The 16,054-nt window shown below is 64.3% G+C and carries 19 protein-coding genes; 5 read left to right on the top strand and 14 right to left on the bottom strand.

Annotation, left to right across the window (positions count from 1 at the left end):
* Positions 1-15 precede the first annotated feature (15 nt).
* From UNPA324_RS14965 to UNPA324_RS14940, 6 genes are all read right to left on the bottom strand, one after another.
* On the bottom strand, positions 16-699 hold the full coding sequence (locus UNPA324_RS14965) for a 4-carboxy-4-hydroxy-2-oxoadipate aldolase/oxaloacetate decarboxylase (RefSeq protein ID WP_141935007.1): 684 nt from the start codon (positions 697-699) through the stop codon (positions 16-18).
* The gene (locus UNPA324_RS14960; RefSeq protein WP_141935006.1) at positions 696-1,409 is read right to left on the bottom strand and encodes a PIG-L deacetylase family protein; all 714 of its coding nucleotides are present in this window, start codon (positions 1,407-1,409) and stop codon (positions 696-698) included. Before UNPA324_RS14960 ends, UNPA324_RS14965 begins: the two co-directional genes overlap by 4 nt.
* Before the next feature lie 66 nt (positions 1,410-1,475).
* Complete coding sequence (dctA, locus tag UNPA324_RS14955) at positions 1,476-2,777, bottom strand: C4-dicarboxylate transporter DctA (RefSeq protein WP_141935005.1); 1,302 nt, start codon at positions 2,775-2,777, stop codon at positions 1,476-1,478.
* Positions 2,774-3,658 carry an amidohydrolase family protein gene (locus UNPA324_RS14950; protein WP_141935004.1) on the bottom strand — a complete coding sequence of 295 codons (885 nt, stop codon included), beginning with the start codon at positions 3,656-3,658 and terminating at the stop codon, positions 2,774-2,776. Before UNPA324_RS14950 ends, dctA begins: the two co-directional genes overlap by 4 nt.
* On the bottom strand, positions 3,658-4,617 hold the full coding sequence (locus tag UNPA324_RS14945; RefSeq protein ID WP_141935003.1) for an amidohydrolase family protein: 960 nt from the start codon (positions 4,615-4,617) through the stop codon (positions 3,658-3,660). The genes UNPA324_RS14950 and UNPA324_RS14945 overlap by 1 nt, the downstream gene beginning before the upstream one ends.
* A 74-nt stretch (positions 4,618-4,691) precedes the next feature.
* Entirely contained in the window at positions 4,692-5,402 is a 711-nt protein-coding gene (locus tag UNPA324_RS14940; protein ID WP_141935002.1) for a TetR/AcrR family transcriptional regulator, read from the bottom strand.
* A gap of 116 nt (positions 5,403-5,518) precedes the next feature.
* Between UNPA324_RS14940 and UNPA324_RS14935 the strand changes: the two genes are divergently transcribed.
* From UNPA324_RS14935 to UNPA324_RS14925, 3 genes are all read left to right on the top strand, one after another.
* Entirely contained in the window at positions 5,519-6,496 is a 978-nt protein-coding gene (locus UNPA324_RS14935; RefSeq protein WP_141935001.1) for a tripartite tricarboxylate transporter substrate binding protein, read from the top strand.
* A gap of 10 nt (positions 6,497-6,506) precedes the next feature.
* A complete protein-coding gene (locus tag UNPA324_RS14930) occupies positions 6,507-7,307 on the top strand; it encodes an ABC transporter substrate-binding protein (protein WP_141935000.1) in 801 nt (266 codons plus the stop codon).
* Between the two features lie 198 nt (positions 7,308-7,505).
* Positions 7,506-8,429 (top strand): PepSY domain-containing protein, encoded by a 924-nt coding sequence (locus UNPA324_RS14925; protein WP_141934999.1) that lies wholly within the window; start codon positions 7,506-7,508, stop codon positions 8,427-8,429.
* 12 nt (positions 8,430-8,441) lie between these two features.
* Here the strand turns inward: UNPA324_RS14925 and UNPA324_RS14920 are convergent, their stop codons facing one another.
* Positions 8,442-9,581, bottom strand: a complete 1,140-nt coding sequence (locus UNPA324_RS14920; RefSeq protein ID WP_141934998.1) for a mechanosensitive ion channel family protein — start codon at positions 9,579-9,581, stop codon at positions 8,442-8,444.
* A gap of 127 nt (positions 9,582-9,708) precedes the next feature.
* On the opposite strand from UNPA324_RS14920, the gene UNPA324_RS14915 reads away from it, so the two are divergent.
* On the top strand, positions 9,709-10,959 hold the full coding sequence (locus UNPA324_RS14915; RefSeq protein WP_141934997.1) for a DUF763 domain-containing protein: 1,251 nt from the start codon (positions 9,709-9,711) through the stop codon (positions 10,957-10,959).
* Positions 10,960-10,993: 34 nt separating this feature from the next.
* Here the strand turns inward: UNPA324_RS14915 and UNPA324_RS14910 are convergent, their stop codons facing one another.
* From UNPA324_RS14910 to UNPA324_RS14880, 7 genes are all read right to left on the bottom strand, one after another.
* Positions 10,994-11,236, bottom strand: coding sequence for a hypothetical protein (locus UNPA324_RS14910; protein ID WP_141934996.1), 243 nt, complete (start codon positions 11,234-11,236; stop codon positions 10,994-10,996).
* Positions 11,237-11,261: 25 nt separating this feature from the next.
* Positions 11,262-11,525, bottom strand: a complete 264-nt coding sequence (locus UNPA324_RS14905; protein ID WP_128922403.1) for a hypothetical protein — start codon at positions 11,523-11,525, stop codon at positions 11,262-11,264.
* 15 nt (positions 11,526-11,540) lie between these two features.
* On the bottom strand, positions 11,541-11,741 hold the full coding sequence (locus UNPA324_RS14900) for a hypothetical protein (protein WP_141934995.1): 201 nt from the start codon (positions 11,739-11,741) through the stop codon (positions 11,541-11,543).
* A gap of 14 nt (positions 11,742-11,755) precedes the next feature.
* The gene (locus UNPA324_RS14895; RefSeq protein WP_128922404.1) at positions 11,756-11,941 is read right to left on the bottom strand and encodes a hypothetical protein; all 186 of its coding nucleotides are present in this window, start codon (positions 11,939-11,941) and stop codon (positions 11,756-11,758) included.
* 151 nt (positions 11,942-12,092) lie between these two features.
* Positions 12,093-13,364 carry a cytochrome P450 gene (locus UNPA324_RS14890; RefSeq protein WP_141934994.1) on the bottom strand — a complete coding sequence of 424 codons (1,272 nt, stop codon included), beginning with the start codon at positions 13,362-13,364 and terminating at the stop codon, positions 12,093-12,095.
* 96 nt (positions 13,365-13,460) lie between these two features.
* Positions 13,461-13,784: a hypothetical protein gene (locus UNPA324_RS14885; protein WP_128922406.1), complete on the bottom strand. Its 324-nt coding sequence runs from the start codon at positions 13,782-13,784 to the stop codon at positions 13,461-13,463.
* 95 nt (positions 13,785-13,879) lie between these two features.
* Positions 13,880-14,653, bottom strand: coding sequence for a ferredoxin--NADP reductase (locus tag UNPA324_RS14880; RefSeq protein ID WP_128922407.1), 774 nt, complete (start codon positions 14,651-14,653; stop codon positions 13,880-13,882).
* A gap of 159 nt (positions 14,654-14,812) precedes the next feature.
* On the opposite strand from UNPA324_RS14880, the gene UNPA324_RS14875 reads away from it, so the two are divergent.
* A complete protein-coding gene (locus UNPA324_RS14875) occupies positions 14,813-16,009 on the top strand; it encodes an amidohydrolase family protein (RefSeq protein WP_128922408.1) in 1,197 nt (398 codons plus the stop codon).
* The last annotated feature ends 45 nt before the right edge of the window (positions 16,010-16,054 follow it).

Raw genomic sequence — 16,054 nt, 5'->3', positions numbered from 1 at the left:
CCGCTTGTCTTCGCCTTAGACGTCCTCGGGATTGTCGACATAGACGAGCCCGGCCTTCGCCAGCGCCTCGCGCATATTGTACATGTCGAGCCCGAGTTCGCCCGAGGCCAGGCGCTTGCGCTTGCCGCCCTCGTCCGCGTTGCGCTTCTTCGCCTTCTCGGCGACCTCGGCTGCATAACGCTTCGGCACGACGACGACGCCATCGTCATCGGCCACGACGATGTCGCCGGGGTCGACGTTGACGCCGGCGCAGACCACGGGAACGTTGACCGAACCGAGCGTGGCCTTGACGGTGCCTTTAGCCGAGATCGCACGCGACCACACCGGAAACCTCATCTCGTGCAGCGCCTTGACGTCACGGCAACCGGCATCGATGATCAGCCCTTGCACGCCGCGCGCCCTAAGCGAGGTCGCCAGCAGTTCCCCGAACATGCCGTCGGTATTGTCGGTGGTGCAGCCGACGACGAGGATGTCACCCTTTTTGCACTGCTCGACGGCAACATGGATCATCCAATTGTCGCCGGGCTGCGCCAGCACGGTGACCGCGGGGCCGGCAATCGCAGCACCGGGCCAGACTGGCCGCAAATATGGCTTCATCAGGCCGATGCGGCCATAGGCCTCGTGAACGGTCGAGACGCCATATTCCGCCATGCCGGCGGGATCGGCGCGCCTGATGTTGCGAACGACGACCGGCTTCATGCCAGCTCCTCCGCAACCGTCGGGAACAGGCGCTGATAGGCCTCGCCATAGGTCATGGGCACGCCGGTGTTGCGGCTGCCCTGGATGCCGCGGTTGAGCGCGACGCGCTCGTAATAGCCCCACAGATGCTTCTGCGCGGCCAGGATCTGGAACGCTTCGTATTTCTCCTTCCAGACCTCGTCGATCTTGAGCAGCAGATCCGGCTTGTAATTGCACTGCTCGGGCTGATGCGGCTCGAACAGGAAGACCGGCGGCGCGGAGTATTTGTACTGCGCGCCGGGCTTGTGGCCCATCGCCTGCGCGACCACGCGCGTCTCCTGCGCGAAATGCGCCGCGTTCGGATGGTCGAAATTATAGGGGTCCTCCAGCGCGTGCGTCAGCACGAAGCTCGGATTGAGCTCGCGGTAGATGTCGACCATACGGTCGAAATGCGTCTCGGTGAGCTTCAGTGGATAGTCGCCGCAGTCGAAGAACTCGATCTCGGCACCCAGCAGCTTCGCAGCGCGCTCCGCCTCGTCCTTACGCCCGGCCTTGACCGATTCCAGCGTCGCGCCCTTCTCCTTCCAGGCGAACTGGCTCTCGCCGCGCTCGCCGAAGGACAGGCAGACGATCTTCATGCGATAGCCCTTCTTCGCGTGCAGCGCGATGGCGCCGCCGGCGCGCCAGACGAAATCGCCGGGATGAGCGGTGACCACGAGACCTGTCTTCATGGGACGAATTCCCTCTTTCGTTCGTAAGCATCATAGGCTCCCTGCCTCATGCAGGCAGCAAGTTCCTCAAGCCATTGCGGCGGCTTGTTCCTCACCGTCGAGCACGCGTCTCAGCCGATCGCCATCGAGCGCCCCTTCCCATTTCGCAATCGCGATCGTCGCGACCGCATTCCCGATGAGATTAGTCGGCGTCAGCCCCTGCGACATCAGGCGGTGGATGCCCAGCACCAGCGCGACGCTCGTGACTGGGATGGTGCCGGTGGCAGACAACGTCGCCGCCAGCACGACGAAGGCGGCGCCCGCGATGCCCGCCGCGCCCTTGGAGGTCACGAGTAGGATCAGCAGCAGCTCGATCTGTTCAGCGAGCCCGAACGGCGTGTTGGTCGCCTGCGCCAGGAACACCGAGGCCGCGGCGAGGTAAAGGCAGGTGCCGTCGAGATTGAAGGAATAGCCGGTCGGGATCACCAGTCCGACCACGCTCTTCTCGCAGCCGGCCTTCTCCAGCTTGATCAGCATCCGCGGCAGCACCGTCTCGGACGACGTCGTGGCGATGCAGATCAGCAGCTCCTCCCAGATGTAGCGAATCAGTTTCACCAGCGAAAAGCCGCAGAACCGCGCCACCGGCCCGAGCGCCACGACGATGAACACCACGCAAGTCAGATAGAAGCCGCCCAGCAGTTTTCCGAGCGAAGCCAGCGAGCCGACGCCGAACTTGCCCACCGTGAAGGCAATGGCCCCGAACGCGCCGATCGGTGCCGCCCACATCACGAAGCCGACGACCGCGAACACCATCTTTGCGGCGATATCGATCAGATGGACCAGTGGCGCGCCGTGCTTGCCGAGCTGCACCAATGCAAAGCCGCACAGCACGGAAATGAACAGCACCTGGAGAATGTTGCCTTCGGCGAAGGCGCCGATGAAGGTCGCAGGCACGATGTTCATCAGGAACGGCACGAAGCCGATCGCACCGGTCTGCTTGACGTAAGGCTCGATCGCGCTGGCATTGATGCTGGCGGGATCGATGTTCATGCCGACGCCGGGCTTGAGCAGATTGACCGCAATGAGGCCGATGATCAGCGCAATCGTGGTCATGATCTCGAAATAGACGATCGCTTTGACAGCGACGCGCCCGACGCGCGCCATATCGGCCATATGGGCGATGCCGTGCACGACGGTGCAGAAGATGATCGGCGCGATCAGCATCCGGATCGCCTTGATGAAGGCGTCCCCGAACGGCTGCATCTTGGCGCCCGTCTCGGGACTGACGATCCCAAGGGCGATGCCGGCCGCCATGGCGATCAGCACCTGGATCCAGAGCTCCTTCCACCAGGCGCGCCCGCTCGGCTTGTCGACCGAGAGCGCCGTCATCGGTCGAACTCGAACAGGCGCGCGGGATTATCGACGAGGATCTTCTGCTGAAGCTCCGGCTCCGGCGCGAGCAGCGGGATCAGATCGACCAGGTCGCCGTCGTTCGGCATCGCCTTGACGTTGGGGTGCGGCCAGTCGGTGCCCCAGATGACGCGGTCGGGCGCGGTCTCGACGATCTTTCGTGCAAACGGCACCGCGTCGGTGAACGGCGGGCCGGCCGAGGACACCCGCTCCGAACCGCAGATCTTGACCCAGCATTTCTCGTCGCGCTGCATCAGCTCGATCAGGATCTTGAACGGAAGTTGGTCGAGCCCGTCGGACGCCTTTACCCGCCCCATATGGTCGATCGTGTAGCTCAGCGGCAACTTTGCCAGCATGTCGGCATAGTCCGGCAAATCGATCGCGTCGAAATGCAGGTCGACGTGCCAGCCGAGCGGGCCGACCATCGCGATGACGCGATCGAACACACCCTTGTCGGGCACGCCGCCGAGATGGCGGACGAAGTTGAAACGGCAGCCGCGGAAGCCGCCCTCGTGCAGGACGCGAAGCCCGCGCTCGGTGATGGTGTCGTCGATATTGGCGACAGCACGATAGGCGCCGTTACTCTGCGCGATGGCATCGAGCGCCACACTGTTGTCGGTTCCGTGTACGCTGGCGTTCACGATGACGGCCCGCTCGACCCCGAGCTTGGCATGCAGGATGCGAAAATCCTCGAGCGGCGCGTCCGGCGGCGTGTAGGAACGATCCGGCGCATAAGGATATTTCGCGCCGGGCCCGAAGATGTGGCAATGCGCATCGCAGGACAGCTTCGGCAGCTTGAACCTGGGCGTGCGCGTGTTCGGATCCGGCGGCGGAATAGTCGGCGTGTACATCATCGTCATCAGCTGAACTTGAACAGGCGGGCGGGATTGTCGACCAGCAGCTTCTGCCGGATCTTTGCGTCGGGCGCGTAGAGGGGAATGAGGTCAACGAGATCGCCGTCGTTCGGCATGACCTTGACGTTGGGATGCGGCCAGTCGGTGCCCCAGAGCACGCGATCGGGTGCATTGTCGATCAGCGCCTTCGCGAACGGCACGGCGTCGTGGAACGGCTTGCCGGCGCTCGAGGCCCGTTCGAGGCCGGTGATCTTGACCCAGCACTTTTCGTCCTTTTTCTGAAGGTCGAGCAGCGCTGTGAAGCCGGGATCGTCAAGACCTTTCGCAGCCTGCACCGTGCCCATGTGATCGATCACGTAGGGCGTCGGCAGCGCGGTGAGGACGGGCGCGAATTCGGCAATCGTGCCCGGCTCGAAATAGACGTCGATATGCCAGCCGAGCTCCGCGACGCGGTGCACGATGCGCTGGAACTTGTTCATGTCACCGACGCCGCCGAGGCGCTTGAGGAAGGCGAAACGGCAACCGCAGATGCCGGCCTTGTCGAGCGCCGCCAACTCCTTCTCGGTCATCTCGTCATTGACGTTGGCAATGCCCTTATAGGCACCCTCGCTCTGGGCGATGGCATCGGTGACGACGCGATTGTCGGTGCCGTGCACGGTGGCATTCACGATGACGCAGCGCTCGACACCGATCTTCTCATGGACGCTGCGGAACGCCTCCAGCGGCGCATCAGCCGTGTTGTAGGGACGCTTCTCCGCGAACGGGTAACGCGACGCCGGGCCGAAGATGTGAGTGTGGCTATCGCATGATTTTGCCGGCAGCTTGAACGACGGCATCTTGGGACTCGGATCCGGCGGGGCGATCGTCGGCATGGCTTTCGGCTCTGCGCCTTGCGCGCGCGCTTCGCTCGCGAGCGCGGCGCCCGCCAAGCCGGTCAAGAGATGCAAGCACTCCCGCCTGTTCATGTTTCCATCACCCCGTGACATCGTCCGCCTGCGAGCGGAAGCGCTGTTACGCGCCTCCCCTCGGGTGGCTTCTTTCAAGTCTTGCTGCTGACGACCGGCCGCCGACGCGCCGGCGCGGCATGATCGAGCGGCGGCGCCTGGAACGAGGCAACCGTCGCCTGCACCAGTTGCTCGATGGCACCCGCGGCATCGCCGCCGTCGGCCTCGCCGCGCGACAAGCGCGAAACGCGGTCCGGCGTCACCAGCGAATAATAGAGCGCGCCGAGCAGGAAGTGGCTGCGCCAGACGATGTCGTTGCGCGGAATGTGCGGCAGGCTTTCGTGGATCGCATCGATGAAGGCGTGGCTGGTGTCGTCAAATGTCTGCGCGATGATCTTTCGCGCGACCTCGTTGCCTTCCGCCGACATCACGGCGCGCAGCCGCGTGAAGCGCGCCCCGCCGCCGGCGAGATCGCTGCCCGAGGTGAAGGCCGGCACCACGTAGGCGCGCACGATCGCTTCCAGCCGGTCCTGGAGATCGCGCACGCGCCTAGCTGCCGCGAGCAACTCCGAACGACGCAGATTCATCGGCCCGCAATGGCGCCGATAGATCTCCAGCAGCAGACCGTCCTTGGTCTTGAAATGATAGGTCACACTGCCAGGATTGGCCCCGGCAGCTTGCGCGATGTCGCGCACCGAGACGGCGTTGAAGCCGTTGGTGGCGAATAGCTCCTCGGCCGCGGCGAGGATTGCCTCGCGCATATTCGGCTTACGGGCCGTTTCCTTGCTGGTGGGCTTGCGTACCATGTGATTTGTACTATCGTACAAAAGATCAGGTCTCGTCAACAAAAACCATGGGCGGCGTTCAAGCCGGCCGGAAGACCGACGGCAAGCACGCAAACGCCCTCAAGGAGTGCTGGGAAATGTTGGGTTTGAACAAGACGATCGGCGGTTTGGTGCTGAGTGCCGGTCTGCTGCTGGGCGGCGTCGCGCAGGCCGCCGACAATTATCCGAGCAAGCCGGTCCACATTCTGGTCCCCTATGCGGCCGGCGGCGCGGTCGACGTGCTCGCGCGCACGCTGGGCCAGGCGCTGGCGAAGACCTGGGGTCAGCAGCCGGTGGTCGACAATCGCCCCGGCGCCGGCGGCATCGTCGCCTCGCAGGCGTTGACGCAGGCCGCGCCCGACGGCTACACGCTGATCCTGGTGGCGAGCGGCCATCCGCTCAACCAGTTCATCTATCCGAGCGTGCCCTACGACACCTTCAAGGACTTTACGGCCATCACGGAAGTGGCTTCCTCTCCGCTCGCAATCGTGGTGGCGAAGGACAGTCCTTACAAGACGCTCGGCGATCTCCTCGCTGCAGCAAAGAAAGAGCCGGACAAGCTTTCCTATGGCATGTCCGGCAACGGCACCTCAGCGCATCTCGCCGGCGAATTGTTGAAATACATGTCCGGCACCAGGATCGTCTCCATCCCCTACAAGGGCGGCGCACCGGCACTGACGGCAGTGATATCAGGCGAGATCCCGCTCAGCATCAATCCGCTCGCCGAAGCGATCGGCCAGCTCGAAGGCGGCCCGGTGCGCGCGCTCGCGGTGACCTCGGCCGAACACTCCAAGGCCCTGCCGAACGTTCCGACCGTCGCGGAGTCCGGCGTGCCCGGCTATGACGTCTCGGTCTGGTGGGGCGTGCTGGGCCCGGCCAAGATGCCGCCGGAGATCGTGGCGAAGCTCGAGACCGATCTCAAGGCCGCGCTGCAGGATGCGAATGTGCTGTCGACGCTCGGCAAGATCGGCGCAACTCCGGTCGGCTCGTCCGCCAAGGATTTCGACGCCTATATGCACGTAGAGGCGACGAAATGGGAGCCGGTGCTGAAGGCGGCCAATATCCGCGCGCAGTGAGACTCTTCAGATGAAGCCCTTTTCCAGATGCCGGCCGTGCACCGCGCTGTTCCTCATTGCAGTCATCAGCCTGTTCGGCACGCCTGTGCGCGCCGACGGCGAAGTCAAACTTCTGGCGCCGAGCGGGGCGCTGCGCGTCGGCGTCTATCCGGGCAGTCCGACCTCGATGGTCTCGGATGCGGCCGGCAAGCCGCACGGCCTCAGCTACGATCTCGGCGCCGAGCTGGCGAAGCAGCTTGGCGTCGGCGTCGATTATGTCAGGTTTCAGCGCGTCGCCGACATCGTCAGCGCGATCCATGACGGCAAGGTCGACTTCACCGTGACCAACGCCACGCCAGCCCGCGCAAGCGAAGTGAGCTTCAGCCAGCCCGTGCTGGCGATCGAGCTCGGCTTTCTCGTCCCGGCGAAGTCACCAATCGGCAAGATCGAGGATATCGACAAGCCGGGTGTGAAGATCGGCGTCACCAAAGGCTCGACCTCAGAGCGCACTCTTCCGACGAAGTTCAAGAACGCGACCATCGTCCCCGCCGAAAGCGTCAAGGCCGCCATCGGCATGTTCGGCCGCGGCGAGATCGATCTCTATGCGACCAACAAGCCGACACTGTTCGAGATGTCCGACCAGATGCCGGGCGCGCGGATTCTCGACGGCAATTGGGGCCTGGAGCACATGGCCATCGCGATTCCCAGGGGACGCGAGGATGCCCTTCCCCTGCTCAACCGCTTCGTGGCGGACGAGCAATCATCCGGCGCGCTCGACACGATCCAGCAGCAGGCGGGATTGCGCGGCGCGATCAAGGCCAAGCGCGAATAGGCCTTTCATTCACGGTAGCACGCGCGCCGGCGCACAGCGTGCCACGACGCGTAGCGCGCGACTCGAGTACCGTCAGCGCGCATCGCAGCGAACTTTAATTCCGGTTGCCGTAAATCAACGCAACAACATGGATAAAGCGTCATTTGTGTTTTGGACGGCTCTGCGCGAGCACGGTCTGGAGAACATCGAGGACGACGAATGAGCAAACCCGCATTGTTGAGACTTCATCGCTGGATTACTCTGGTCTTCGCCCTTCCCCTGCTCGCGATCATCGTCACCGGTCTGATCCTGTCCGTCGAGCCCCTCGTGCAAACGAGTGGCATTGGCGGTCCCGCGATCGAGGCCGGCCGTGTCGTCGAACTGATGAAGCGATACGATCCCGACGGCAAGGCGCGCGGGCTCTCCATCAACGCGGCCAGCCAACGGATCACGCTGCAGGGCACCAACGTGCCGGCGATCGATCTTTCAAGCGGCGAAGCCGCCTCGACCGGTTCAACCCTGTCGGATGTCTTCCTCTGGGCGCGGTTCACGCATGAACGACTGATGGGGCAGGCCTGGCTGGTGACGGCATCCACGCTGGCCATGGTGATCATCCTGCTGCTCGGCATCGTCATGGGATTGCCGCGGCTGCGCAACACGCTCTCGGGATGGCATAAGGCAACCGCGTGGTTCACGCTGCCGCTGATCCTGCTCAGTCCATTGACCGGCCTTTGCATGGCGTTCGGCCTGACATTCCAGAGTGGAGCTCCTCCGGCCGCAACCGGCCGCCCTCTCGCCCTACCCGACGCGACACGCATGGTCGCGGCCTCGCATGAGCTGTCGCATGTGATCTCGATCGGTACGCGCGGCGGCCGCATGATGGCGAGACTTTATGACGGCGGCGAGCTGCGCGCTTATGCCGTCACGTCGTCGGAGGTCACAGCGCTGCCGCGCAACTGGCCGCGCCTGATCCACGAAGGAAACTGGTCGGCCCTGATCGCCTCGCCGCTCAATGTCGTAACGTCGATCGCGCTCTTGACGCTGCTGTCGACCGGCCTCCTGATCTGGGCGCGGCGAACTTTGCGCAAGCGGCGACCGCGCGCGGACGGGTCGGCCGGCGCGGCCGTGGTCGGCGCCGGCTGATCGCGCAGAGAGTCAATTGCGCGCGCTCGCCCGCACCTTCTCCGGTGCGACGCGCTGGAGGAGATCGCCATCGTCTTGGGCTGACGGGATCAGGATCGCGCGATCGCGCGGCAGCGCTTCCGGCATCTCGTCGCGAATGAAGGCCACGAGCCTTTCCCTGATCTCGCAGCGAAGGTCCCAGGATTGCGGCGCGTTCCGCGCGCTAACCAGCGCCCGCAGCTCGATGGTGCGGGAGTCCGCGTCGATCACCTGAAGATTGACCACCGCCCCATCCCAGAGCTTGGACTGCCTCACCGCCTCCTCCAGCCAGCGCCGAATGCGCGGAACGTCGGCGCGATAGTCGACGTGGAGCGCGATCACGCCGATCAGGGATGCGGTGTCGCGGGTCCAGTTCTGGAACGGTTTTTCGATGAAATACGAGAGCGGCACCACCATGCGGCGCCAGTCCCAAAGCCGGATCACGACATAGGTCGCAGCAATATCCTCGACCCATCCCCACTCGTTCTCGATGATCACGGCGTCCTCGATGCGGATCGGCTGGGTGATCGCGATTTGCAAGCCCGCGATCAGGTTGCTCAGCAATGGCCGCGCGGCAAGACCGACGATGATACCGGCCGCGCCGGCGGAGGCGAACAGGCTGACGCCGTATTGCCTCACCGAATCGAACGTCATCAGCGCGGTCGACACCGTGATGATGACGATGATGGTGTCGGTGACGCGCTTGAACACGCGGACTTGTGTCACGTGCTTGCGCGCGACGAAATTCTCCGTGACGTCGCGGAAATTCTGCAGGTAGCGCGCCGCGCTCATGTCGACGATCCTGATCGATATCCAGCCGATCAGGGCGATGACGGCCACGACGAACAGGCGCATCAGCGGTGTGCGGATCGTGTCGTCGAGCGGCGCAAGCGGCAGCACCAATGCGACGGCCGCCAGGCACAGCGCCAGCTGGGCCGGGCCCGACGTGCGCTCGATGAACACGTTGAGGAGCGGAAGGCGGGTCCCAAAGGCGCGGTTAAGCAGCCATTTGGCGATCCGGTAGAGCGACAGTGCAAGGAGCATCGCGCCCGCAACGAGGCTGAGACCGATGAACCATGACGGTATCCAGCCGAACATCCTGTCGATGTCGGCCATCAAGGCCTGCCAATGCATCGCTATTCCCCACGTTGCTCTGCGGTAGCCGGCTCAACGTCTCTCGACCGGCTTCGCTCCCCCGCCCTGTGCAACGCAGCATTCCGTAGGTGCAAGTGTTGCCGAACTGGGCTAATTTAGGGAGCTCATGACTCGACGTAGCGGCAGCGCCGATCTTCCCTTGCACACCGGACGGGTTCCGCCGTGGCTGGCGAGCCGCATGGCCTCGCTCGGGTCGATCGTCACGCAGGCGATCGTGCATCATTACGGGCGCGACGCCTTTCTGCAGCGGCTGTCCCACCCGTTCTGGTTCCAGTCGTTCGGTGCCGTGATGGGAATGGACTGGCACTCCTCCGGCATCACGACCTCGGTGATCGGCGCGCTGAAACGCGGGCTGGGGCCGCTTCAGGACGAGCTCGGGATTTATGTCTGCGGTGGCAGAGGCCAGCATTCGCGCAAGACGCCGGACGAGCTGATGCAGCTCGGCGACCGCGTCGGATTCGACGGCGCGAAGCTGACCCGCGCCAGCCGCCTGGTGGCGAAAGTCGACAGCGCGGCTGTGCAGGACGGTTTCGACCTCTATCTCCACGGCTTCTTCGTCACCGCCGACGGCAAATGGACGGTGGTGCAGCAGGGCATGAACGGCGACAAGCGCCAGGCTCGCCGCTACCACTGGCATTCGGAGGCGCTGAAGAGCTTTGTCGATGCGCCGCACAGCGCGATCGACGGGCCGCAACAGGGGGAGATCGTCAACCTCACCGACCATCGCGCCGATGTCTCACGCACAGCGCAGCTCGATCTGTTGGATGATCTCGGCCCCGATCGCATCGTCTTAGAATTCGAACGCCTCGTCGGGACTGTGTCCGAGCCGGCGCAGGCCATGCTGCCGCATCTGATCATGCCCGCGCATCACGATGTCAGGCCCAAGGACGTGTTCGCGCGCCGCCTGCACGGCACGCTCGCCGCAGCAGCCGAACGCGGCCCGGTTGATTTCCCGGAGCTCTTGCTGACGCCGGGCGTCGGTGCCCGTACCGTGCGCTCGCTGGCCATGGTCGCAGAGGTCGTGCATGGCGCGCCCTATCGCTTCGCCGACCCCGCGCGCTTCTCGCTCGCCCATGGCGGCAAGGACAGGCATCCCTATCCCGTGCCGATCAAGGTCTATGACGAGACCATCCGCGTGCTGAAGGGCGCGATCCAGAGCGCCAAGCTCGGGCGCGAGGAAGAGATGCAGGCGATGAAACGACTCGACGATCAGGCGCGGCGGCTGGAGCGGACCGCGCGCGGGCCTTCCGTGGAGACCTACATCGCCGGCGAGCGCGCCGCCTCGCCGGATCTCGACGGCCGCTCCGTGTTCGGCTGGGAGTGCGATCTTGCGGCAACAAAAAAGCGAACCGGCTGAACACCGGTCCGCGAGTTGGTCGGGAGGAACCCTCTCAGATCTCGTCGTCCTCCGGCTTCTCGTCGAGCCGGTTGGCTGAATGGTCCTGATATTGTTCGGTCTGGATGGACTTGCCGTCCATGCCGCGAATGTCCGAATGCTGCTTCTTGTCGCGGTTGGACAGGACCATGTTGTCGCCGATCTTGTCCTTGGGGATCTCGGACATGGCACCGGTGCCGGTGCCCTTGCCGTGCATGCCCGATCTGAAGTGCGTCTTGCTGCCGTGCCCAGCTGGCATCGGTTTCTCCTGTTGCAGTGATCTCTTAGTGCTTTTGCTGCGCCGCTGTCGGTTTCGGCGGCTTGTGACCGCTCTGGCCGGGATCGTTGTGCTTGTTGTGGTCGCTCTCCTGGCTGAGGCCGCCGCGGCTCACCGGAAACTCGCTGTGGCGCGCCTCCTGCCGTGCGCGATGAACAGCGGCATCCTGGGCCCTGAGGCCTGACGCCTGATCCAGCTCTCGCGCATCGGGAGCGTTAGGCTTGCGCTCGAGAATGCGCACCTGCTGTTCGTGGGTCTTTCTGCCTTGCATGGGAATCTCCAATCTTCACCTGCCGCCGCCCTTGCCGGCCTCGTCGTGTGAGTGATGGGAGTCGTGCTCGCCTCCGCCACCCGAGACGCTGCTGTGGCTGCGCTGCGAATTGTCGGCGGGCGGCTTCTTCACCTCCAGAGGCGCCTTTGCATTCTCGTGCGAAGCGCCTGGTCCACCCTGACGGATGCTGTTCGGGATCTTGGTGGATGTCGACATGGATGTCGCCCTCCTCAGCGATCTTGCTGATAGCCTTGATTGGTCGTGTTCTGCTTGATGTTGCCCTGCTGTCCCTGCTGGTCCGGGTTTTGCGCACGCTGCTGGCCGTGCGGCGTCTGATCAGCGGACATTTGCTTGCCGTCGCCGGTTCCCTTGCGGCTCTGATTTTGCGGCGGAACAGGTGGCATCTTGCTGGTCATGATCTTGTCTCCCGTTCAGACGTGATCTGCGACATCTGCGGCCATGGAACCGTCGGCGCGTCCGATGTGCCCGTGACAACAAGGACGAACGGCACACCGTTCCGGATTGATCCCGCTCGCCAAAGATTTTCCGCAGGGACGCCCGCTGGTGTCAATTCGCCGCGGTCAGGGAACGATCGATGCTTGCTTCGTTACGCGCACTCGTCCGTGTTCCGCGGCCCTCGGCCGTGACGGGAAGTTTCGCGATCGCACGCAAGCCTGGCCGCTTGCGCCAGCGGACCTCGGCGGGATCGACAGCCAAGCCAAGTCGTGGCCAGCGCACGAACAGCGCTTCCAGCGCGCAAGCCGCCTCGATGCGCGCGAGTTGATGGCCGAGGCAGAAATGGATTCCTGTCCCGAACGAGATGTGACGGTTCGGCTTGCGTTCGAGATCGAGGCTTTCGGGACGATCGTGCACCGCCGGATCCATGTTCGCGGCGGCGAGCATCACCATGACACGATCGCCCTTCTTCAAACGTACGCCATCGACCTCGACATCCCGCCGTACATAGCGCGGCTTGGAGAACTGCACCGGCGAGACGAAGCGCAGGAACTCCTCCACCGCAAGCCCGATACGGCTCCAGTCCTGCTCGAGCCAATCGCGCAAGTCCGGACTTCTGAGCAGCTCGTAGGCGGCACCACTGATGAGATGCGTGGTGGTCTCTGATCCCGCCGCGAGCAGCAGAAAGACCATCGAGACCATTTCATCCGGCGTGATTTGGCCGCCCTCGCGCTCAACCTGGATCAATTCGGCAATCAGGCCCTCGCCGCCCCGTTCGCGCGCGATCTGCAATTGGCGTTCGAGATAGGTGCGCATCTTGCGGAACGCGAATAGCAGTCGGAAGAAACTGACGACATTGGTCAGCGAGGACATCTCGTTGGCCCAGGCGATGAACCGCGGACGATCCGCCAACGGCAGGCCCAGGAGCTCGGAGATCACCGCGAGCGGGAGGATACGTGCGTAGCGCTGAACGAGATCGGCCGGACTTCCATTCGCGAACAGCTCGTCGGCGAGACCGTCGGCGATGACGCGGATGCGAGGCTCCATCGCCACGATCGCGCGGCGGCGAAAGGCTTCGTCCACGATGCTGCGCAGCCTGGTATGGTCAGGCTCGTCCATCGTCAGCATGTTGTTGGCGATGGTCCTGACGTATCGCGGCATCCACCAGCGCAGACCGGCGACGTCGCCATCTTCCTTGCGCAACGTGAAGGTCGCGCCGTCCTTCAGGACTTGCGCGGTGGCGTCATGGGTCGTGGTGATCCAGACGTCGCCGATCAGAGGGAAGCGCGTCGCGACCACGGGGCCGGACCTGCGCAACGTCGCAATGGCCTTGGGCGGATCGCGAAAGAAGGCCTCGCTAGTGAAATCGAGGCGCACGCTCATGGGATCACCGGACTGATTGCTGGCGTCTCACCCAGATGGTGCGGAGGGCGGCCGGTACAAGGGGGGCTGCTCCTCGCCGGCTGCGAACGAAACGCGCTATCCACGTCCCGGCGAACGCTGGCCAGTCTTGCGCTGCTGCTGGGTGTAGGCGTCCCAATGGCTCCAACTGCCGTTGCTGAGGCTCTGCAGGTCAGTTGCGAGCGGACGGCGGGTGCGCTTGTCGTGATCGGCGATCACGCGCTCGGACTGCGCGATCTTGCGCTTGAGTTCCGCGATGGTCTTCTGGGTCTGGCCGTTCCGCTTCGACGAGGCGATCTCGCCCATCGTGAAGCGCGCGGTCTCCACCGCCTTCAACTCGGCGCGGTTCTTCTTCAACTGGACCCGGTGCCAGGCGATGTTGCTGTCGCTGTCCGCAACCATGTGGGAACTCCGCTGATTCGCTCCCACAGTGTATCAAGCGCCGAATCGGCGCCGCAACGCCCGCCCGAGGGCAAAAATACGGTCTTTCTGCGGACTTAGCGCTCGGCGAAGGCCTTTTCGACCACGAACTGGGCCGGCTCGCCGTGATTGCCCTCGACGAAGCCTCGCTCGCCCAGGAGCACGCGGGTGTCCGCCACCAGCGCCGGGCTGCCACAAATCATGACGCGATCATGGGCGGCTTCCAGGGCCGGCAGGCCGATATCGGCGAACAGCTTGCCCGAGGTGATGAGGTCGGTGATGCGGCCCCGGTTACGGAAGGGATCGCGCGTCACGGTCGGATAGTAGATCAGCTGTTCGCGGATGTATTCACCGATCAGCTCGTCCTTCGGCAGCGTCTGCGTGATCATCTCGCCATAAGCGAGCTCCTTGACGTGCCGGCACCCGTGCAGCAGCACGACCTTCTCGAACCGCTCGTAGGTCTCGGGGTCCTTGATCACGCTCAGGAACGGCGCAAGGCCGGTGCCGGTGCCGATGAGGTAGAGGTTGCGCCCCTCCTCCAGATTGTCGATCACGAGCGTGCCGGTGGCCTTGCGGCTGACAATGATCTCATCGCCTTCCTTCAAGTGCTGGAGACGCGAGGTCAGCGGCCCGTCCGGCACCTTGATCGAGAAGAACTCCAGCGTGTCCTCGTAGTTGGCGCTGGCGACGCTGTAAGCCCGCAGCAGCGGCTTCTCGCCGACCTTGAGCCCGATCATGGTGAACTCGCCGTTGCGGAAGCGGAAGGTCGGGCTGCGGGTGGTCTTGAAGGAGAACAGCGTGTCGGTCCAGTGGTGGACGCTCAAAACGCTTTCCTGATTGAAATTGCTCATCTCACCTTCCCTGTCGCTTCCAATGCGGTTTTCGAGGCGGGCCAGCTATGCGTCGTTTGTACACGATCATTCGTGTACTAATGAATAATCCTGCTTGATCCCGGGGTCAAGGCTGCCCAAGATCGAAAGCGTTGCAGTTAGGAATAAGGAGCCCCTTCCATGGCGCATGACGCACCCCAGGCCACCGGACCCTCGAAGCTCGTGATCCGGAATATCGGCCTGATCCTGTCCGGCGCTTTGGAAAAGCCGATCCTGGACGGCGACACCATCGTCGCCGAGAACGGCAAGATCACCGCGATCGGCCGCTTCAAGGACGTCGACATCGAAGGCGCGACCACCATCGTCGACGCCCAGGGCACCACGGTGGCGCCGGGCCTGATCGACAGTCACGTCCACCCCGTCGCCGGCGACTGGACGCCGCGCCAGAACCAGACCAACTGGATCGACAGCTACCTCCATGGCGGCGTCACCACCATGATCTCCGCGGGCGAAGTGCACATGCCAGGCCGCCCCCGCGACGTGGTCGGCCTGAAGGCGATGGCCGTGTTCGCCCAGCGCGCGTTCTGGACCCTGCGCCCCGGCGGCGTGAAGGTGCATGCCGGCGCGCCGGTGATCGAATGCGAGATGGTCGAGGAAGACTTCAAGGAGATGGCCGCCAACGGCGTCAAGCTGCTCGGTGAGGTCGGCCTCGGCGGCGTCAAGGACGGCCCGACCGCGCGCAAGATGGTGGGCTGGGCGCGCAAATACGGCATCCAAAGCACGATTCACACCGGCGGCCCCTCGATCCCCGGCTCCGGCCTGATCGACAAGGACGTGGTGCTGGAAGCCGACACCGACGTGGTCGGCCACATCAACGGCGGGCACACCGCGCTGCCCGACGACCAGATCCGCTGCATCTGCGAGGGCTGCAAGCGCGGGCTCGAGCTCGTGCACAACGGCAATGAACGTTCGGCCCTGTTCACGCTGCGCACCGCGCGCGAGATGGGCGATCTGCACCGCGTCATCCTCGGCACCGACGCGCCGGCCGGCTCCGGCGTGCAGCCGCTCGGCATCCTGCGCATGGTCTCGATGTTGTCCTCGCTCGGCGAGCTGCCGGCGGAGATCGCGTTTTGTCTGGCCACCGGCAACACCGCGCGGATGCGGCAGCTCGATTGCGGCCTGATCGAAGTCGGCCGCTCCGCCGACTTCGTCATCATGGACAAGGCGCAGCACTCGCCCGGCAAGAACATCCTGGAGAGCGTCCAGCTCGGCGACCTCCCCGGCATCGGCATGACCATCATCGACGGCATCGTGCGCACCCAGCGCAGCCGCAACACCCCGCCGGCAGGGAAAGTGCCGGAAGTGGTGGCGAAGTAAACCACGGAAACAGTGCCGTAGGGTGGGCAACGGCGCGAAGTGCCG

The organism is Bradyrhizobium sp. UNPA324 (assembly GCF_006658635.1).
GTDB lineage: Bacteria > Pseudomonadota > Alphaproteobacteria > Rhizobiales > Xanthobacteraceae > Bradyrhizobium > Bradyrhizobium nanningense.
Note: the sequence above shows the minus strand (reverse complement) of the source record. Positions and strands in the feature narration are given on the sequence as shown.

What these genes read in the sequence shown, in the direction of transcription:
- UNPA324_RS14910 (WP_141934996.1), bottom strand. Translation starts at nt 11,236, where the DNA reads ATGCCAGCTGGGCACGGCAGCAAGACGCACTTCAGATCGGGCATGCAC.
- UNPA324_RS14880 (WP_128922407.1), bottom strand. Translation starts at nt 14,653, where the DNA reads ATGAGCAATTTCAATCAGGAAAGCGTTTTGAGCGTCCACCACTGGACC.
- UNPA324_RS14885 (WP_128922406.1), bottom strand. Translation starts at nt 13,784, where the DNA reads ATGGTTGCGGACAGCGACAGCAACATCGCCTGGCACCGGGTCCAGTTG.
- UNPA324_RS14900 (WP_141934995.1), bottom strand. Translation starts at nt 11,741, where the DNA reads ATGTCGACATCCACCAAGATCCCGAACAGCATCCGTCAGGGTGGACCA.
- UNPA324_RS14945 (WP_141935003.1), bottom strand. Translation starts at nt 4,617, where the DNA reads ATGAACAGGCGGGAGTGCTTGCATCTCTTGACCGGCTTGGCGGGCGCC.
- UNPA324_RS14875 (WP_128922408.1), top strand. Translation starts at nt 14,813, where the DNA reads ATGGCGCATGACGCACCCCAGGCCACCGGACCCTCGAAGCTCGTGATC.
- UNPA324_RS14925 (WP_141934999.1), top strand. Translation starts at nt 7,506, where the DNA reads ATGAGCAAACCCGCATTGTTGAGACTTCATCGCTGGATTACTCTGGTC.
- UNPA324_RS14915 (WP_141934997.1), top strand. Translation starts at nt 9,709, where the DNA reads ATGACTCGACGTAGCGGCAGCGCCGATCTTCCCTTGCACACCGGACGG.
- UNPA324_RS14950 (WP_141935004.1), bottom strand. Translation starts at nt 3,658, where the DNA reads ATGACGATGATGTACACGCCGACTATTCCGCCGCCGGATCCGAACACG.
- UNPA324_RS14930 (WP_141935000.1), top strand. Translation starts at nt 6,507, where the DNA reads ATGAAGCCCTTTTCCAGATGCCGGCCGTGCACCGCGCTGTTCCTCATT.
- UNPA324_RS14935 (WP_141935001.1), top strand. Translation starts at nt 5,519, where the DNA reads ATGTTGGGTTTGAACAAGACGATCGGCGGTTTGGTGCTGAGTGCCGGT.
- UNPA324_RS14960 (WP_141935006.1), bottom strand. Translation starts at nt 1,409, where the DNA reads ATGAAGACAGGTCTCGTGGTCACCGCTCATCCCGGCGATTTCGTCTGG.
- UNPA324_RS14965 (WP_141935007.1), bottom strand. Translation starts at nt 699, where the DNA reads ATGAAGCCGGTCGTCGTTCGCAACATCAGGCGCGCCGATCCCGCCGGC.
- UNPA324_RS14895 (WP_128922404.1), bottom strand. Translation starts at nt 11,941, where the DNA reads ATGACCAGCAAGATGCCACCTGTTCCGCCGCAAAATCAGAGCCGCAAG.
- dctA (WP_141935005.1), bottom strand. Translation starts at nt 2,777, where the DNA reads ATGACGGCGCTCTCGGTCGACAAGCCGAGCGGGCGCGCCTGGTGGAAG.
- UNPA324_RS14940 (WP_141935002.1), bottom strand. Translation starts at nt 5,402, where the DNA reads ATGGTACGCAAGCCCACCAGCAAGGAAACGGCCCGTAAGCCGAATATG.
- UNPA324_RS14920 (WP_141934998.1), bottom strand. Translation starts at nt 9,581, where the DNA reads ATGCATTGGCAGGCCTTGATGGCCGACATCGACAGGATGTTCGGCTGG.
- UNPA324_RS14905 (WP_128922403.1), bottom strand. Translation starts at nt 11,525, where the DNA reads ATGCAAGGCAGAAAGACCCACGAACAGCAGGTGCGCATTCTCGAGCGC.
- UNPA324_RS14890 (WP_141934994.1), bottom strand. Translation starts at nt 13,364, where the DNA reads ATGAGCGTGCGCCTCGATTTCACTAGCGAGGCCTTCTTTCGCGATCCG.